The sequence below is a fragment of the Hoylesella enoeca JCM 12259 genome, from assembly GCF_000613405.1.
GTDB classification, from domain to species: Bacteria; Bacteroidota; Bacteroidia; order Bacteroidales; family Bacteroidaceae; genus Prevotella; species Prevotella enoeca.
Genome location: NZ_BAIX01000020.1, coordinates 1 through 17,671, shown reverse-complemented (window position 1 = coordinate 17,671; position 17,671 = coordinate 1). Strand labels below are relative to the sequence as shown.

The 17,671-nt window shown below is 49.0% G+C and carries 8 protein-coding genes, 1 tRNA gene and 4 pseudogenes; 11 read left to right on the top strand and 2 right to left on the bottom strand.

Translation table 11 applies throughout. The annotated features are described in order from the left end of the window. Positions 1–149: 149 nt before the first annotated feature. Entirely contained in the window at positions 150–2,969 is a 2,820-nt protein-coding gene (gene uvrA / locus JCM12259_RS07370) for an excinuclease ABC subunit UvrA (RefSeq protein ID WP_025065967.1), read from the bottom strand. 278 nt (positions 2,970–3,247) lie between these two features. Here uvrA and JCM12259_RS14445 point away from each other — a divergent pair. From JCM12259_RS14445 to JCM12259_RS07355, 3 genes and pseudogenes are all read left to right on the top strand, one after another. Continuing rightward, positions 3,248–3,753 (top strand): annotated as a pseudogene (locus tag JCM12259_RS14445) (DMP19 family protein). Beyond that, a complete protein-coding gene (smpB, locus tag JCM12259_RS07360; RefSeq protein ID WP_025065966.1) occupies positions 3,753–4,232 on the top strand; it encodes an SsrA-binding protein SmpB in 480 nt (159 codons plus the stop codon). The pseudogene JCM12259_RS14445 and the gene smpB overlap by 1 nt, the downstream one beginning before the upstream one ends. Before the next feature lie 18 nt (positions 4,233–4,250). Continuing rightward, complete coding sequence (locus JCM12259_RS07355) at positions 4,251–4,877, top strand: HAD family hydrolase (RefSeq protein WP_025065965.1); 627 nt, start codon at positions 4,251–4,253, stop codon at positions 4,875–4,877. A gap of 311 nt (positions 4,878–5,188) precedes the next feature. Here JCM12259_RS07355 and JCM12259_RS07350 read toward each other — a convergent pair. After that, positions 5,189–5,261, bottom strand: a tRNA-Pro gene (locus JCM12259_RS07350). Positions 5,262–5,556: 295 nt separating this feature from the next. Here JCM12259_RS07350 and JCM12259_RS14440 point away from each other — a divergent pair. The 8 genes and pseudogenes from JCM12259_RS14440 to JCM12259_RS14430 all read left to right on the top strand — a co-directional run bounded on the left by JCM12259_RS14440 (position 5,557) and on the right by JCM12259_RS14430 (position 17,323). Further along, a pseudogene (locus tag JCM12259_RS14440) lies at positions 5,557–6,806 on the top strand (3-phosphoshikimate 1-carboxyvinyltransferase). A 13-nt stretch (positions 6,807–6,819) separates the two neighbouring features. Further along, positions 6,820–7,208, top strand: a pseudogene (locus JCM12259_RS14435) (hypothetical protein). Positions 7,209–7,220: 12 nt separating this feature from the next. Further along, positions 7,221–8,048, top strand: coding sequence for a metal ABC transporter permease (locus tag JCM12259_RS07330; protein ID WP_025065964.1), 828 nt, complete (start codon positions 7,221–7,223; stop codon positions 8,046–8,048). Positions 8,049–8,091: 43 nt separating this feature from the next. Further along, positions 8,092–11,037, top strand: coding sequence for a type IX secretion system periplasmic lipoprotein PorW/SprE (porW, locus tag JCM12259_RS07325; RefSeq protein WP_234396578.1), 2,946 nt, complete (start codon positions 8,092–8,094; stop codon positions 11,035–11,037). 135 nt (positions 11,038–11,172) lie between these two features. Then, positions 11,173–12,747, top strand: a complete 1,575-nt coding sequence (gene porX / locus JCM12259_RS07320) for a T9SS response regulator signal transducer PorX (protein WP_025065962.1) — start codon at positions 11,173–11,175, stop codon at positions 12,745–12,747. Between the two features lie 42 nt (positions 12,748–12,789). Beyond that, complete coding sequence (gene tsaE / locus JCM12259_RS07315) at positions 12,790–13,203, top strand: tRNA (adenosine(37)-N6)-threonylcarbamoyltransferase complex ATPase subunit type 1 TsaE (protein ID WP_025065961.1); 414 nt, start codon at positions 12,790–12,792, stop codon at positions 13,201–13,203. Positions 13,204–13,221: 18 nt separating this feature from the next. Next, the gene (locus JCM12259_RS07310; protein ID WP_025065960.1) at positions 13,222–15,213 is read left to right on the top strand and encodes an ABC-F family ATP-binding cassette domain-containing protein; all 1,992 of its coding nucleotides are present in this window, start codon (positions 13,222–13,224) and stop codon (positions 15,211–15,213) included. A gap of 71 nt (positions 15,214–15,284) precedes the next feature. Further along, positions 15,285–17,323, top strand: a pseudogene (locus JCM12259_RS14430) (M13 family metallopeptidase). Positions 17,324–17,671: the final 348 nt, after the last annotated feature.

Here is a 17,671-nt window from a genome sequence, read left to right as displayed (position 1 = left end):
CCGCCGTCTATTCGTCAATCCATAAAAGTTATTGGGCTTTGTCTGCGATGACCTTTGATGAGACCCTCTAACTCCTCACTGGCCCGGGATCATTCTGGACAAATGAATGTTGAATCTGTTGTGCTTGGCGCGCAACAGATCCAACTGATTTAATGCAACACCTTTTTTAAGTACTGGCCGGTAAGACTCGTTGCGCATTGTGCTACGGCTTCGGGCGTACCGGCACACACAAGATCGCCGCCTTTGTCACCACCGTCGGGACCTAAGTCGGTGATAAAGTCTGCACACTTGATGACATCCATGTTGTGCTCGATGACGATGATGCTGTGCCCGCGTTCGATCAAGGCATCAAACGCGTTCAATAATCGTTTGATGTCATGGAAATGTAGACCAGTGGTGGGTTCGTCGAAGATAAACAACGTGGGAACCGATTGTTCTTGACCAATGAAATACGCAAGCTTCACGCGCTGGTTCTCGCCACCCGAAAGCGTGGATGAGTTTTGTCCGAGTTTGATATAACCCAAGCCCACGTCTTCCAAGGGTCTCAATCGGGCGACAATGCTTTTCTGTTGATGTGTACCAAAGAACTCGATGGCCTCCGATACCGTCATGTTCAGCACGTCGTTGATATTCTTTCCTTCAAACCGAACGTCTAACACATCATGTTTGAAGCGCTGTCCATGGCAGGCGTCGCACTCCAAAACGAGATCGGCCATGAACTGCATTTCTACCGTGATGACGCCTGCTCCCTTGCACTCCTCGCATCGACCACCCTCAACATTGAATGAGAAATACTGCGGCGTGAAACCCAATTGCTTGGCCAAGGGTTGTTCGGCGAATAGCTGACGAATGGCGTCATAGGCCTTGACATAGGTTGCAGGGTTGGAGCGCGTGCTCTTTCCGATGGGATTCTGATCGACGAATTCCACGTGCTTGATTTGTTGCCAGTCGCCGTCGAGTGAGAGATATTCGCCGGGCACATCGGCCACCTCGTCAAGATGGCGTTTCAAGGCGGGATAGAGTATGCCCTTGACGAGTGAGGATTTACCGCTGCCACTCACGCCGGTGATCACGTGGAGCACGTTGAGTGGGAATCGAACATTGATACCACGCAGGTTATTCATCCGCGCTCCGATGAGTTCGATGGTGTGATTCCATGATCTCCGGGACGTCGGAACGGGGATCGACTCGCGTCCGGTGAGATATCGAAGCGTGTGAGAACGCGGGTAACGGGATAACAACGTATCTGCATCGGTCTGCAATCTACTGCTGTCGCCCTCGAAGACTATTTCTCCACCAAGCCTACCTGCATCGGGCCCCACATCTATAAGATAGTCGGCGGCACGCAGGATGTCTTCGTCATGTTCCACCACAATAACCGTGTTGCCCAGCGACTGCAATTCTTTCAGCACGTGAATCAATCGGAATGTGTCACGGCTATGCAGTCCGATGCTCGGCTCATCAAGGATGTAAAGCGAGCCAACCAGTGAGCTTCCCAATGAGGTTGTCAAGTTGATGCGTTGGCTTTCGCCGCCACTCAGGGTGTTGGAAGGACGATTCAATGTGAGATAACCCAATCCGACGTCGACGAGGAACTGCAATCGATTGTTGATTTCCACGAGTAATCGCCTGCCCACCTCGGCATCGTGACTTTCCAATTGCAGGTTGGCAAACCACGCTTTGAGGTTCACAATGGGCATCTCCACTAAGTCGGTGATGCTCATTCCGTTGATTTTCACCCACCGGGCTTCTTCTTTCAGTCGTGTACCATGACATTTGGGACAGATCGTCTTACCACGATAACGACTCAGCAACACTCGGTATTGGATTTTATATTGATTCTCTTTCACGATCTGAAAGAAAGCATCAATGCAGACTTGCTCGTGCACATCGAGTCCCTTTTCGGATGGCAAGCCGTGCCAGAGCATATCCTTCTGCTTCTGGGTGAGTTTGTGATAAGGTTCGAAAATAGGGAATCCATCTTTCGTCGCACGTTTGCAAAACTCGTCTTTCCATACTCCCATCCGTTCGCCATGCCAGCACTGCACGCACCCGTCATACACACTCAATGTGGAGTTGGGGATCACCAGCTTCTCATCAATACCGATAATGCTGCCAAATCCCTCGCATTCGGGACACGCGCCGAGTGGGGAATTGAATGAGAACATATTGTCGTTGGGTTCTTCAAAGTGCATGCCATCGGCTTCGAAGCGTGTGGAAAAGTCATACGTGATATTCGAGGGCAGAAACACCAACCTACATTCGCCGTCGCCTTCATACAGAGCCGTTTCGGCGGAATCTATCAGGCGCGACACCGAATCCTTCGCATCGTCCACCGCCATACGGTCGATGAGCAACCAGAGGTGATCGGCCTGCACATCCCCTTGATGTGTTTCGAGAAACTCATCGATACGAATGAAGTCATTGCCTGTCCACAGTCGTGAATAACCCTGCTGCATCTCCATTTCCAACTGGTATTCCACCGTCCGATCAGCCGCCACGCGCAATGGCGCAAGGATAGCAAACTTCGTCCCTCGGGAGTATTGGCGCATACATGCCAAAATATCTTCCGGGGAATGTTTCTTCACTTCCTGCCCAGAGACGGGCGAGAAAGTACGCCCGATGCGAGCAAAGAGCAACCGCAGATATTCGTAAATTTCGGTCGACGTGCCCACGGTGGATCGTGGATTACGCGCATTGACCTTCTGCTCAATAGCGATGGCCGGCGGCAAGCCCTTGATAAAGTCGCACTCGGGTTTGCTCATCCTACCCAAGAACTGACGTGCATAAGCCGACAAAGATTCCACATACCGACGCTGTCCTTCGGCATAGAGCGTGTCGAAAGCCAGGGAAGATTTGCCCGACCCGCTCACACCGGCAATGGCAATAAACTTATTTCGCGGGATATTAAGGCTCACATCTTTGAGATTGTTGACGCGTGCACCTTTGATTTCGATATATTTCTCCATTTGAATCACTGTCTTTTAAGAAGTGACAAAGTTACGGATTTTTATCGGAAAGCAATAAGAAACGATTTGGAATTACATGGCAGTCCAACGATCTCACTCCGTTACTCTTTTCGGTTAGTGCTGCGACTCTTTGTGGATATGTTGGGGATAGAAATTCGCCCTTCTTGCTTCTGCTCGTAAACATCTTGTAAGAAAATTATCCGATTGTATCGTATTTCTACATATATTACGATGCTTTTCAGTAACTTTGTCTCCTGAATCTTACTCGTTTACGATTGATGAAAGAAGTCAGGATCAAAGAGACAAGCGTGCAACAAGCAGCAGAGAAGGGAATGGACGCTTTATCGGCGTGTTCGTCGAAAGTATTTATGCAGCTATCGGCGGTAAGCTGACAGCCGACACCATGGCGGAGTTGAATGCCGACCAAATCACGCTGCTGGCCTACTGCATTCTGCGCGACGAGGTGACCGACGGCGGATTCGTGCAGTTGATCCATAACGGATATGGCGGCTTCATCTTTCGGAATCCCTTTGGAAAAGCTGTGCGCAACTGGGGACTGACCGACCTATACAAGGTGGTGAATAAGGCGCATAAACTTTACAACAAATACCACGTCGACATCGAGCGCGACTGCGATGATGAGGAGTTTATGGCCATGTTCGAACGCTTTGGAAAGTTTGACGACTGCGACGATATTTTTGTGGAGAACGAGGAAGAATGGACAGCAGAAGTGGCCCACTATGTGGATGAGCACATCGGCAACTTCGCACAAATCATATCGTAATGAACAAGGAAGAACAAGCGCTGCGGAAGAAAAGCCCGGTGCAGATCAGAAACAAAAAGGCATCGTTCGAATACATCTTCGTCGATACTTATACGGCCGGGATCGTACTGACCGGCACCGAAATCAAATCGATCCGATTGGGCAAAGCCTCGCTGGTCGACACATTCTGCTATATCAACAACGGCGAAATCTGGGTCAAGGGCATGAATATCTCGCCCTATTTTTATGGCTCATTCAGTAATCACGAGGCCAAACGCGACCGCAAACTGCTGCTCAACCGGCGTGAGATCCGTAAACTTCAAGAAGCCACCAAGACGCCGGGATTCACCATCGTGCCCACATTGGTGTTTATAGACAGCCACGGACGCGCCAAGGTGGATATCGCCCTGGCCCGTGGTAAGAAAGAGTATGACAAACGACAGACCTTAAAGGAAAGAGAGGACCGGCGCGAGATGGATCGTGCGATCAAACGTTTTTAATGATCAAAGAGAATAATTATGATACGTAACATTGTGTTTGACATGGGTGGTGTTATCATCACAATCAATCACCAGGAGGCGGTCGACCGCTTCAAGGCGCTGGGTCTCAAAGACGCCGACCGACAGCTCGACCCCTATGAGCAGCAGGGAATTTTCGGCGACCTGGAAAGCGGGCGCATCGATGTGGCTGAGTTTCAGTCTGAATTGAGCCGGCAGGTGGGTCGCGAACTGACGTATGAGGAATGTCGTCATGCGTGGCTGGGATTCATAAAAGACGTTCCCGTCAGTCGGTTGAGAACCATCGAGCAACTGCGGCACGACGGTTATCGTGTCATATTGCTGTCAAACACCAATCCCTTCGTGTCTGACTGGATCGAGAGTGCCGCTTTCTCAGCCGATGGGAAGCCGTTGGGCGACTATTTCGATGCAGAATACAAGAGCTTCGAGCAGCACCTGATGAAACCCGATGAGGCATTCTTCCGTCGGGTGCTGACGACGGAACAGATCTTCCCAGACGAAACGTTATTCGTCGATGACAGCCCGCGCAACGTAGCGGCAGCAAGTGAGTTGGGCTTCAAGACTTTCTGCCCTACTAATGGCGAGGACTGGACCCAAATGCTGATGGAGTGGCTCCGGTCGGAATAACCTTCACACCGACTTCCGGGATCACTCCCCATCACAACCCCTATACTTCATTGTGAGAGGTATACGACTTCTCGGGCAGCAGTCGTATAGCGCTCATCATGTAGTCGCATACTTCTCATTGCGCTATCGTACACCACTTGTTTGCTGTCCACAAACGGCTCTCCCCGCCCCATCTGTGTGCGGCACCGGCAGGTTCATCCTGCGTGTGTGGCAAATCCCCGGAAGAGCCCGACTCAGAGAAGCCGACTTACAAGGCAGAATACGGAAAAAGGCTGACACCCCAATGGTTGTCAGCCTTCTCTTTTACAAAGTCGGGATTACTGGACTCGAACCAGCGACCTCGCGCCCCCCAGACGTGTGCGCTACCAACTGCGCCAAATCCCGATCTGTTTATCTTTCGGTGTGCAAAGGTAAAGAGTTTGGATGATATATGCAAATTTATTGCATGCTTTTTCATATATTTTTTTTAATCCATACGATTCGGAGGCAATCTGTTTTGTCATGCGGGTTTTATTTACTAAATTTGCAAGGTTTAGTCAAGCGAGTATGAGGCATCGTTTCATCACGATTTGGGCTGTGGTTTGCCTGTCCCAAGTTTCATGCGGAGGGGATTAAATCCACCGACCAGTCCATCCGATATGCCAGATAACCCACATTGATCTTTCAAAACATCGTCTATATGACTTATCAAATACAAGCTCCCGACACGTTGCGAGCTTCCATCACACTGCCAGCATCCAAGAGTATCAGCAACAGGGCACTGATCATCTGCACGCTCTCGGGAAGCAAGATTCTTCCGGACAATCTTTCTGACTGTGACGACACAGCTGTCATGATCAACGCACTACGCGATATGCCCGAGGTAATCGACATTCAGGCCAGCGGTACGGCAATGCGATTCATGAGCGCCTATTTAGCCGTCACGCCCGGCGAGCACGTTATCACGGGTACGGATCGGATGAAACACCGCCCCATCCAACCGCTCGTGGATGCGCTGCGCTATCTCGGTGCCGATGTTTCCTATGCCGGCGAAGAGGGGTTCCCCCCACTCAGTATCCGAGGCAAGATGCTCGACGGCGGTCATTTGGAAATCCCCGGCAACATGAGTTCTCAATATATATCGGCGCTGCTGATGATTGGTCCGACACTCAGAGAGGGACTCGAAATTCAGCTCACAGGTCAGATCATCTCGCGGCCGTATATTGATCTCACCGTATGTATCATGAAATCATTCGGCGCCGATGCCGAATGGACCGACTTCGACACGATAACCGTTCGACCAAAACCCTATATTCACCGTTCTTATCGCATTGAGAGCGATTGGAGTGCAGCATCTTACTGGTATGAAATGATGGCACTCACGGCCGATGATGATGCCCGAATCGTGTTGCAAGGTCTTGAAGACGGATCGCGGCAGGGTGACTCCGTGGCTCGGTATTTATTCAGTCTGTTGGGTGTGAAGACCGCGTTTGCACCTGCAACACAAACCGAGCCCTCCACAGTTACACTCACTCGGCATCGCCGTTCGGTTCCCCGCGTAGACTTTGATTTTACCAATTGCCCTGACCTTACTCAGACATTCACGGTGGTTTGTGCAGTATTGGGCATCCCGTTTCATTTTACCGGCCTTGCAAGTCTTAAAATCAAAGAGACTGATCGCATTGAAGCCTTGAAGCGAGAATTGCTCAAATTAGGCTATGTCATCAAAGATCAGAACGGCAGCGAACTGCTGTGGGATGGCGAACAATGCGAGCCCACACTCGAGCCGATAGACACATACGAAGATCATCGTATGGCAATGGCTTTCGCTCCGGTGGCAATTGCTTGTCCAGGAATACGTATCAATCATCCGAAGTGGTTTCTAAATCTTATCCCCACTATTGGGACGATTTGCAAAAAGCAGGGTTCTGCATCGACAAACAAGATTAATCATATATCGTAAATGAGTTATCTCATCATTGCACTCATCGCGCTCGGTGTACTCACGGCTGCATTCAGTATGCTCGTTCACCGGAAAGGAGACGACGAGAGAATCGTTCTCCCGTCCTCAGCAGATTGTGCTACGTGCAGTGGCAGCGACGAACGGTGCGAACAGGAATGTATGATGGAGCTGCTACCAAGCCCATTGAATATTATGATGATGAGGAGTTGGATGTTTTCAGAGGCCGACCGGCCGACCGATATACCGACAACGAGGCGGCGTTGTTTGCCGAAGTGCTCTACACGATGCGTCCCGACGAGGTGCGGGGATGGACTCGCAGCCTTACGCTCCGCGGTATCGATCTGCCCAACCAACTCAAAGACGAAGTTTTCTTAATGACCGAAGGATAAACAAGCAATAGTATGGAAATACTTCAATACGCCTTTTTTCAGAACGCTTTGGCAGGTTCTCTGCTTGCAAGTATCGTCTGCGGATTCATCGGAACTTACATCGTTACGCGACGATTGGTGTTCATCAGTGGCGGTATTACACACGCCTCGTTTGGCGGAATAGGACTCGGCGTCTTCTCAGGCATCAATCCTGTGATTTCGGCAATGGTTTTTGCGGTGCTCAGTGCGTGCGGAGTGCAGTGGCTTTCTCAACGTGGCGACGTGCGCGAAGACTCTGCCATAGCCGTCTTTTGGACATTCGGGATGAGCGTGGGAATCATCTGTTGCTTTCTTACGCCAGGTTTTATGCCTGACCTTCCGTCGTTTCTTTTCGGTAGTATCCTTACTATCGGCAAAGCCGATTTATGGCTTTTAGCAGGCCTATCAATTGTGGTAATTGCCATTTTCACCTTATTTTATCGTCCCATTCTCAGTGTCTCGTTTGATAATTGTTTTGCACGCTCTCAGCATTTGCCCGTTACTCTCATCGAATATATGATGATGGCGCTTATTGCTATGACCATTGTCTCGACGTTGCGAATGGTGGGTATCGTCCTTGCCATCAGTCTTTTGACCATCCCGCAGATGACAGCCAACCTCTTTACATATAGTTTCAAGCGAATGATTGGCCTCAGCATCGTTATCGGATGGGCCGATTGCCTTAGCGGACTTGCCATCTCTTATGCGCTAAACGTTCCTTCGGGAGCCTCCATTATCTTTGTAAGTATCATCCTTTACGCCCTGTTCAAAATCGCCAAGACACTCACTTCAATGTATAGACAACCTCGTGCCACGGCTTGACAAAAGACATATCGCTCCCTTCCTGATGCTGATACTCAACGTAATGGCAATAGGATGCTCTGTGAAGCAAAACACTTCGCAGAGTAGATTGTGGCACGCTTTTACGGCGAATTACAATACATACTATAATGGTTCGGTAGCTTATATCGACGGCTCATTAGAAAAAGAGAATGGCAATCACGATAATTTCACCGAACTGATACCACTTTATACGGTAGGAAATAAGGCAAGTATAGATTTAGGGAGTGCCAACTTCGAGATAGCTATTACCAAAGCAAAGAAAGCCATACATCAACACAGCATTAAACGACGTCCTACCTGGACACCAGGGCGGCGCAAAACACAGAAAGATATCGAGTGGTTGAGTCGTCGGGAGTATAATCCTTTCCTGTGGAAAGCGTGGTTGCTGATGGGTAAGTCACAATTTCATAAAGGCGCATTCGAGGATGCTGCCTCGACGTTTGCTTATATGAGTCGTCTCTATTCCACACAACCTGCCATCTATGGGAAAGCCCGTGCATGGCTTGCCAAATGCTACATAGAACAAGGATGGATGTACGACGCTGAGGAAGTAATTCGCAATATGCAGCGCGATTCGTTAGATTGGCGAGCTGTCAAGGAGTGGGATCACACCTATGCGGATTATTATATCCGTACTGGTAATTATGAGAAGGCCATCCCTTATCTGCAAAAGGTTATCCGGCACGAACTTCGTCGCAAACAGCGAGCACGCGAATGGTACTTGATGGGACAGTTGGAAGCAGCCTTAGGACGTAAAGAACTGGCCAATAGAGCATTCCGACGAGTCATTCGTCAGCATCCTCCTTACGAACTGGCGTTCAATGCTCGCATTGCGATGACAGAGGTTTCGGCCTCAGGTCAAGGCAAGAAACAGCTTCATCGACTTGAACGAATGGCCTCATCGGATAACAACAAGGATTTTCTCGACCAAATCTATTATGCCGAAGGCAATATCTTCTTGGCCCGACGAGATACTGCCCGCGCCATCGCTGCATACGAAAAAGGAAATCAAAAGAGCGTACGTAATGGCACGGAAAAGGGTGTTTTACTGCTCAAATTAGGTAATTTGTATTGGGAAAAGCAACGGTTCAGCGATGCCCGACGCTGTTATGGCGAGGCCATCGGTCTGCTTGACAAAGATCGCAGCGACTATGAGCAACTCAGTGAGCGGTCGGCCGTGCTCGACGAATTAGTACCTCACATTGAGACAGTCCATCTACAAGACAGTCTTCAAATGTTGGCAAGGATGGATGAGAAAGCTCGCAATGCTGCCATCGATCGCGTGATAATAGCCTTGAAACGACAGGAAAAAATGCAACGCAATGCCCTCGATTCTACAAGAACTATCCAATCGTCTAACGAAAGACCGTTAATTGCACTGCAAAAGACCGTTAATCGCACTGCGTTTAACGGTCAATCGCAGGGCGATTTGTGGTATTTCTATAACCCATTGATAATCAACGAGGGAAAGACCGCATTTCAACGACTTTGGGGAAGGCGTGAGAACGTGGATAATTGGCAACGAATCAACAAGACGGTAGTGGCCGGTCTCAATACGGAAGACCGCCGATCGAAATGGGATCGCGACTCCCTTGTATCTGAGGATTCGCTCCTTGCTCCGCCCCAAGCGTCCAAAGACAGTGTACAAAACGATCCGCATCGTCGCGAATACTATTTGGCACAGATTCCGTTCACGTCAGAGCAGTTGGCTGCCAGCAACCGACTGTTGGTCGACGGACTGTTTCACGCGGGCGTGATTTTCAAGGACAAACTCGACAACTTAACTTTGAGCGAGCGGGAACTCACGCGAATAGTTGCCGAATATCGCACATTCGAGCATTTGGATGAGGTTTATTACCATCTGTTCCTGCTCTATTCGCGGCGCAATCAACCGACCCAAGCCGGACTATTTCTGCAAAAACTCAAAGCAGAGTATCCCAAAAGTCAATGGACAAGCATCTTGTCAGACCCTTATTTTAGAGAAAATGCCCGCGTAGGAGTGCATTTGGAAGACTCGCTCTACACAGCTACGTATGCGGCATTCAAGGCCGGTCGCTATGCCGAAGCAATGGGAAATGTACATCTCTCGGCACAGAAGTTTCCCAAAGGAGCCAACCGCGATAAGTTTATATTCATCAACGGACTGAGCAAACTTAATAAAGGCGATGCGCAGGCGTGTCTCAACAGTATGACCGAAGTAGTGACCCGATATCCCGAGAGTTCGTTGAGTGAAATGGCAGGAATGCTCATTAAAGGGGTGAATGCAGGTAGGCGACTGCACACAGGGCAATTCGACATCGGCGATGTGTGGGCTATGCGTAGCCGGGTGGGTGCAGACAGCGATTCGATTGCAGTGCACACATTCAGTAATGATCGCAATGCCGACTTTCTGTTTGTCATTGCTTACCGACCGGATTCAGTCGACGAGCATCGTCTTTTGTTCCAACTTGCCGGATTCAACTTTACGAGTTTTCTCGTGCGTAACTTCGACATCGGTATCGAAGATGTAGAAGGAGTGCACCGGATGCTGGTGAGCGGGTTTCGTAACTACGATGAGGCGTTACAATATGCACGCCGACTTTATGGTCAACGTGGTATTGCCCGACTGATGAAAGAAGCTCGCAAATTTATCATCAGCAGGTCGAATTTGGAGTTGATTGGGCGTGGTTACAGTTACGATGATTATGACCGGTTTTATGCCAAGCACTTTGCACCACTTAAAGTGAGTATGCTCCCGTTACTCATTGAGCCCGAAGAGGTAGCTACAAAGCCTGATAGTATGGCCCCGACTGTGCCCAAAAGTAACGAAACCGGCCTCTATTTCAATAATGTATTAGACACGACTGTCAAGCCGAAAACGGTAGACAAGAAAACGAATAAGAAACAACCCATCGTCAAAAAAACGGAGAAGAAGGAGAAAAAAGCTTTCGATCCGGAAGATGAATATTACGAATTGGAAGGATTTTAGAACTAAACTTTCGTAAGTTCAGCAGTAGACGAGTGGACAAGTAGATGAGTAAACAAGTGATATGCTCGTTAACTCGTCAACTGGTTGACTTGAAAACAGACAAGTTGAGCTTGCGAAACTTGAAGATTTTGAGATATGAACAACGGATTATTACTGTGGACAGACGACGAGATTGAGCTGCTCAGAGGGCACATCTTGTTTCTGCGCAGCAAGGGATATGAAGTCGTCACAGCCAGCAACGGCACTGACGCCATCGACCTTTGCAGGCAACAGACATTCGATTTGATACTTCTCGACGAAATGATGCCGGGCCTGACAGGCCTCGAAACACTGCAATGTATCAAGGAGATTCAACCCTCTACGCCTGTGGTAATGATCACCAAGAGCGAAGAAGAGGATATAATGAATCAGGCAATAGGTGCTAAAATTGCCGACTATCTCATCAAACCGGTCAATCCCAAACAGATTCTGCTGACATTAAAAAAGAATATTCACAGTAAGGATATCGTGAAAGAAGCTGCTCAAAGCGGTTATCAGCAAGCCTTTCAGCAAATCTCCGTGCAGATGAGTGAATGCCGCTCGTGGGCTGATTGGATGGAAGTTTATAAGCGACTGGTACATTGGGAACTCGAACTTGCGGGTTCAGACAGTGCGATGACAGAGTTGTTGGCAATGCAAAAAGAGGATGCCGACACACAGTTTGCCAAATATATCAAGACACATTATCTGTCTTGGGTGACTCCACGGCAGGCAGATAACATTTCGGACAGACCTCTAATGAGTACCGATATATTCAAAAAGAAGGTGTTCCCATTGTTCGATTGTGGTGAGAAAGTGTTCTTAATCGTTATCGATAACTTCCGTTTCGATCAGTGGCGAATGGTTTCCCGCGAATTGGGCGAGCGCTTCGACATCAGTGAAGAGATGTACATCAGCATCCTTCCCACAGCCACACAATATGCTCGCAATGCCATTTTCAGTGGTCTGATGCCTGCTGCCATCGCCGAAATGTATCCCGAACTCTGGGTGGATGAGGACGAGGAAGAAGGCAAAAACATCAATGAAAGTCCGTTGATACAGACCCAATTAGACCGCTATCGGCGTCATAGTACATTCACTTATACTAAAGTGAACGACTCTGCAGGTGCAGAACGATTTGTCGAGCGGCTCAATGACATCCGCAATAACGATTTGAATGTGCTTGTTGTCAACTTTATCGATATGCTGTCGCACGCTCGTACCGAATCGAAGATGGTGCGCGAATTGGCCAATAACGAGTCGGCTTATCGCTCGATTACACAAAGTTGGTTTCGCCATTCAGCCCTTTCTGAACTCTTCAAACGACTTGCGGAAATGGATTATAAAGTTATTGTCACCACGGATCATGGTTCGATACGGGTCTCCAAGCCTGTAAAGATTATCGGAGATCGCAATACCAACACCAATCTCCGCTATAAATTGGGTAAGAATCTCAATTATAATCCTCGCGAAGTGTTCGTGATCAAGACGCCGGCTGAGGCGCAGCTACCTGCGCCTAACCTCAGCACGAGTTACGTTTTTGCTTCGGGTGCAGCTTTCTTTGCTTATCCCAACAATTACAATTACTATGTACCTTACTATAAAGATACGTTTCAGCACGGCGGAATCTCAATGGAAGAGATGCTTATTCCGTTAGTTACGCTCACGCCGAGAAGACGAATGGGAGGATGAGAAGCGTAGTAAACGAGAGAACAAGTACAAACAATAAATAGAATGGAAATCAAAATTACATCATTAGACTACATTCACGAAGCTGCCCGAGAGTTCATCGCTGGGATGGGCAAGGCTACTGTCTTTGCGTTCTATGGCAAGATGGGTGCCGGAAAGACCACGTTTATCAAAGCTGTATGCGAAGAGCTCGGTGTGGATGATGTCATTACGTCGCCTACTTTCGCTATTGTCAACGAATATCGATCGGCAAAAACAGACGAGCTTATTTATCATTTCGACTTCTATCGCATCAAGAAGCTTGAAGAAGTGTATGATATGGGCTACGAAGATTATTTTTATAGCAGAGCCATCTGTTTCTTGGAGTGGCCTGAACTCATTGAAGAACTTTTGCCTGAAAATGCCGTTAAGGTGACAATCGAAGAGCAGGCGGATGGCACAAGGTCTGTAACTTTCTGATGGATAACGTATAGAGAGATGATCTCAGTAGAAGGATTGAAGGTAGAATTCGGTGTGAAACCGCTGTTTGAAGATGTGGGTTTCGTCATCAATGACCGCGACCGAATTGCACTTGTGGGAAAAAACGGTGCCGGAAAGTCAACGATGTTGAAGATTCTTTGCGGCGAGCAGAAACCTACGGCGGGCGTAGTGGCTGTGCCAGGCAACACCACGGTGGGCTATCTGCCGCAAGTAATGGTGTTGCAAGACGATACAACTGTGCGCGAAGAAGCCCGCAAAGCGTTTGCCGATAACACTCGGATGAAGGAGCACATTGAGCAGATGAACCGTGAATTGACCGAACGTACAGACTATGAAAGCGAGGATTATCTCGCTCTTGTAGAACGATTCACACAAGAACAAGAGCGCTTTCTGATGATGGGTGGCGAGAATTATGAGGCAGAAATCGAACGCACACTTACGGGATTGGGCTTTGAACGCATAGACTTAGAGCGCCCCACGGCAGAGTTCAGTGGCGGATGGAGAATGAGAATCGAGCTGGCCAAGATTCTATTGCGTCATCCGGATGTATTGCTTCTGGATGAACCAACAAATCATCTCGACATCGAATCGATTCGCTGGTTAGAACAGTTTCTGGTGCAGTCGGCCAAGGCTGTGGTACTGGTGAGCCACGACCGTGCGTTTATCAACAATGTTACCAATCGCACTTTGGAGATTAGTTGCGGACGCGTAATTGACTATCGCGTGACGTACGACGAATATGTGGAGTTGCGTAAGGAACGGCGCGAACAACAATTGCGTGCTTACGAGAACCAACAAAAGGAGATTGCCGACATCAAAGCTTTCATAGACAGATTCCGTTATCAGGCAACTAAGGCCGTGCAAGTGCAACAACGCATCAAGCAGTTGGCTAAAATTGTGCCGATCGAAGTGGATGAAATAGACAACAGTGCAATGCACTTGAAGTTCCCGCCGTGCCTAAGAAGTGGCGATTATCCGATTATTTGTGAGAATGTAGGAAAAAGTTATGGAGGGCACACTGTCTTTTCTCACGTCACCTTTACCATTTCACGAGGTGAGAAAGTGGCTTTTGTCGGGCGAAACGGAGAAGGTAAGTCTACATTAGTGAAATGCATAATGGGCGAAATACCTTATTCGGGAGTACTCAAAATAGGACACAACGTGCAGATCGGCTATTTCGCACAGAATCAGGCACAGCTACTTGACGAGAATCTTTCTGTCTTCGAGACGATCGACAACGTGGCACGCGGCGATATCCGACTCCGTATCAAGGATATTCTTGCCGCATTTATGTTTCGCGGCGACGACATCGATAAGAGAGTCAAAGTGCTGAGTGGCGGCGAACGCAGTCGTCTGGCGATGATTCGGTTACTGTTAGAGCCGGTCAATTTATTAATTCTCGACGAGCCGACCAATCATCTCGATATGCCTTCAAAAGATGTTTTGAAAGAGGCCATCAAAGCCTTTGAGGGCACGGCCATTATCGTGAGTCATGATCGCGATTTCTTAGATGGACTTGTGACTAAAGTTTTTGAGTTCGGGAACGGGCGTGTGACGGAACATATCTTAGGCGATGCTATTCCGTCGCAGAGGCGCGGCGCGGCTATCGAAGCTGTATTGCGGAAGATTGATGGAGCCGGCTTGGGCAGTTTTCCTGCACAAGATGCACCGAAACAGGCTGCGGGTTCGTCGCGCAGTGAGAACACAGACGTGAAGCGGGATGCAGCCTCGTTCTCTTATGCCGAGCGCAAAGCGCAGATGAAGCAGCGCAACAAAGCAGCTAAGGCTGTGAAAGATTGTGAGCAGAAAATTGCGTCGATGGAGAAACGGATCGCCGAACTCAACAGCTTGCTTTCCGATCCTGCGAATGCTTCGGATATGACGCTCGTCACAGAATATATATCTACCCAGCGTACGCTGGATGCAGAGAACGAGCGCTGGATGATGCTGGCAGAAGAATTAGAACGGATGGAGTTAACGGGTTTATGAGTTGTTTGTAACCTCGTTCACTTGTCTACTTATAAATTAATAAACTTACTTACCAATTAAATAGACCAATTATGAGAATGAAAAGAATGATTCCGCTGCTGATGTTGGCAACCACTCCGATTGCGGGAATGGCGCAGAAGCAGCTGAAGTCGGGCGTCGACCCGGCTAACCTGAACCCAAGTGTGAAAGCCGGTGACGATTTTTACGAGTTTGCCTGTGGTGGCTGGATGAAGAACAATCCCCTACCCGCCGCTTATTCACGTTTCGGTAGTTTCGATCGTTTGGGACAGGACAACAACAAACGTATCAATGCTATCCTTGCTGAGCTGATGAAAGGCTCGTACGCCAAGGGTACGATCGAGCGGAAGCTGAGCGATTTCTATAAATTGGCGATGGATTCCGACCGACTCAATCGCGAGGGCGTGTCGCCTGTAATGCCGTTCATTCATTCGTTTGAGAGTGCTAAAAGCGTGGCCGATCTTGAAACATTGCGATTGAAATATGCCCCCTACGGTATCTCGGGCTTTATGAATACCAGTTTTGATGCCGACGAGAAGAACGCCAAGATGAATATCTTGCTTGTGCATCAGGGCGGACTCACGCTGGGGCAAAAGGAGTATTACCTCGACACCGATTCGGCTACGACGGCCATTCGCGAAGCGTACAAGCGGCATCTCGTGCGGATGTTTCGTTTTTTCGGCTTTACAGCAGCACAGGCCGAGACCAAGATGCGCGGTGTGATGAACATTGAAACTGCGCTGGCACGTATCAGCAAAAGTCGTACTGAACTGCGCGATGTAGAGGCTAACTATCACAAGATGACGCTGAAAGAATTTGAGAAGCGCTACCCGAATGTACAGTTGGCCCGCGAACTCAATGCTGAGGGTGTAGACAGCAAGTATATTCAAACAATGGTCGTAGGGCAGCCCGCATTCGTGGCTGGTGTTGATAAACTCATCACCGCGATGAATGCAGACGATTATCGTGCCTACATCGAGTGGAACTTTATAGATAGCTCGGCCGGTTATCTGAGCGATCCTATCGTAGCGGCCAACTTCGACTTCTTCGGAAAAGTACTTTCCGGACGCAAGGAGAACTATCCTCGCTGGAAGCGCGCTACCAATATGGTAGAGCAGCAGATGGGCGAAGCGCTTGGTAAGATGTATGTAGAGCGCTACTTCCCCGTTTCGGCCAAGGCCCGAATGGAGGCGTTGGTGAAGAATCTGCAAGTGGCACTGGCCGAGCGAATCGGTGCGCAGACGTGGATGAGCAAGAAGACAAAGGCAGCAGCGCTTGACAAGCTTCGCACATTCTACGTCAAAATAGGCTATCCCGACAAATGGAAAGACCTTTCGGGTCTCACAATAGATGCAGAGCAGTCGTTACTGACCAATGTAATGGCGTGCCGAAAGTTCTGGACGAAATGGGAGATTGATCACCGTGCCGGCAAGCCCGTGGACCGCGACGAATGGCTGATGACGCCGCAGACGGTGAACGCCTACTACAATCCTACAACTAACGAGATCTGTTTCCCTGCCGGAATCTTGCAGGTGCCGTTCTTCGATATGTCGGCGGATGATGCTTTCAATTACGGAGCTATCGGTGTAGTGATTGGCCACGAGATGACACACGGATTCGATGATCAGGGCCGCCACTACGACAAGAGCGGCAATATGACCGACTGGTGGACCAAGAGCGATGCCGCCAATTTCAATAGCCGAACCGGAAAGTACGCCGACTTCTTCTCGGCCATCAAGGTCTTGCCCGATCTCAATGCCAATGGTCAGCTCACTCTGGGCGAGAATCTGGCCGACCACGGAGGCTTGCAAGTAGCTTACACAGCCTTTAAGAATGCAACGAAGAATCATCCGCTGCCTACGATCGATGGTTTCACGCCCGAGCAGCGCTTCTTCCTGCTTACGCCGGCGTATGGGGCCAGAATATTACCGAGCAGGAAATCCGCAACCGTACCAAGAGCGATCCGCACGCATTGGGTCGCTGGCGCGTCAACGGTGCGCTACCTCACATCGACGCCTGGTACCAAGCTTTCGGCGTGAAAGCTGATAACAAGATGTTCCTGCCAAAAGAACAGCGCCTGCAATTGTGGTAAGCAGATAATGGAATGTCGCCCCAGCGTATAAGCCAAGGCAGACAAACACAAGGAGATGACGAATTGTTCTGATATAGGAGCAATTCGTCATCATTCATTTATATTATGATTGGTAGCCACAATACCAGCACAATAATTTCCAGTTCCGATACTTTTTCTTTATTTTCTTTGTCTAATTCAAAAAGATGTTATACCTTTGCCCCCGATTTCTTTCGTCCCTTTCGCCTCTTTCGCCCCCTAAGTTAGGGGGATGGGGGTCTGAACAAACGAGGGACCGATCAAAAAGAACAAACGAGAATATGACAACAAAAGCAAATATAACTAACAGCGCGATGCAAAAGAACTCCG